Annotated in this window: 1 protein-coding gene; it reads right to left on the bottom strand. The window is 69.9% G+C overall.

Features of this window, described 5'->3' with window-relative positions; all coding sequences use genetic code 11:
• Nucleotides 1-98: 98 nt before the first annotated feature.
• Nucleotides 99-1,376, bottom strand: a complete 1,278-nt coding sequence (locus tag ACWD3H_RS47640; protein ID WP_451959799.1) for an activator-dependent family glycosyltransferase — start codon at nucleotides 1,374-1,376, stop codon at nucleotides 99-101.
• Between the last annotated feature and the right edge of the window lie 132 nt (nucleotides 1,377-1,508).

Here is a 1,508-nt window from a genome sequence, read left to right as displayed (position 1 = left end):
CGGAAACTCGCCAAGCTCACCGCGTGAGACATCGTCCAAGGGAGTGGCTCGGCCGTGCTGGGCGGTGCGCCAGCCGGAGGCCTCGGGACATCCGTGCTTCAGGGGGTCTCGCGGGAACGGTACTTGGCGGTGAGCTCCTCCAACTGCGGGACGAGCTCGTTGGGGGTGGGCAGCGCGCGGACCTCGTTCCGGAGCCCGGTGGCGCGGTCCCGGAAGACGGGGTCGTTCAGCAGCCTGAGCAGGGCCTTCCTGACGGCCGGTCCTGTCCCGAGGGCGGAGGGGATGGCCAGCCCGGCACCGTGCTCCGCCAGTCTCCGAGAGATCAATGGTCCCTCGAAATGGTACGGCAGAGCGAGTTGCGGTATCCCGTGCAACGCGACCGTGCTCAGCGTGCCCGCCCCGCCGTGGTGGATGACCGCCGTGCAGGTGGGCACGAGGGCGTGCAGCGGGACGTAGGACACCAGGCGGGCGTTGTCGGGAACGCGGCGGAGTTTGGCCTGTTCGGACTCGGCGATGGTCGCGACGATCTCGATGTCGAGGTCGGCCAGCGCGTCGAGGATGTCCTGCACGTTGGCGGCGTAGCCGCCGAAGTGCTCGGTGGCGGTGGTGCCGAGGGTGAGGGCGACGCGGGGGCGCTGGGGCGGGGTCCACAGCCATTTCGGTACGACGGCGGGTCCGCCGTAGGGGACGTACCGCGTGCGCAGATAGTGCAGGTCGGCCTCCACCCCGATCGACGTGGGGAACTGGTGGATGGTGAAGTTCCCGGTGATCATGTCCTCGGTGAAGTCGAAGCCGTACTTGCGGCCGTAGCCGGCCAGCCAGTCGGCGAGCGGGTCGGCGCGCTCCTCGGGGGGTTGCTCGGCCTGGAGGCGCAGGAAGTGTTGCCGGGTGACGCCGAAGACGTCGACGCTCCACAGCAGCCGGGCGTGCGCGGCGCCGCAGGCCTTGGCGGCTATCGCCCCGGCGGAAGTGAAGGGTTCCCAGATGACCAGGTCGGGTCGCCAGTGCCGGGCGAAGTCCACCATGCCGGCGATCAACGGAAAGTTGTGTGGTTTCTGCTCGTGCGGCACCGTACCGCCGTACGCGTCCAGCAGGGATTCCCAGGTGACGTCCGCCCGGTCCTCCGCGACCTTCCACGGCATCGGCAGCCCGGCGCGTGCCTGTTCGAGCAGCTTCGGGTCGAGCTTCACGTCCCACCAGAAATCGGCGTCGCGGCCGACGGGGACGGCGGTCAGGCCGGCCTGGGTGATGACGTCGGCGAACTTGGGCTGGCTGGCGACGCGGACCTCGTGGCCGGCGGTGCGCAGTGCCCAGGCCAGCGGTACCGAGGGCAGGAAGATGGTCTTCTCGGGGATCGTGGCGAACAGGACGCGCATCGTGTCGTCTCCTCAGCGGTGTTCGGCGGTGAGCTTCTCCAGCTGCGGGACGAGCTGGTTGGGGGTGGGCTGGGCGTGGATCTCGTCGCGCAGGTCGTGCGCCCGGTCGCGGAAGGCGGGTTCGTCCAGCAG

The sequence above is a fragment of the Streptosporangium sp. NPDC002607 genome (assembly GCF_053592655.1).
This window is presented reverse-complemented; position numbering and strand designations above follow the sequence as displayed.

Excerpts from the sequence above, each read along its gene's own strand:
- ACWD3H_RS47640 (WP_451959799.1), bottom strand. The coding sequence starts at position 1,376 with ATGCGCGTCCTGTTCGCCACGATCCCCGAGAAGACCATCTTCCTGCCC.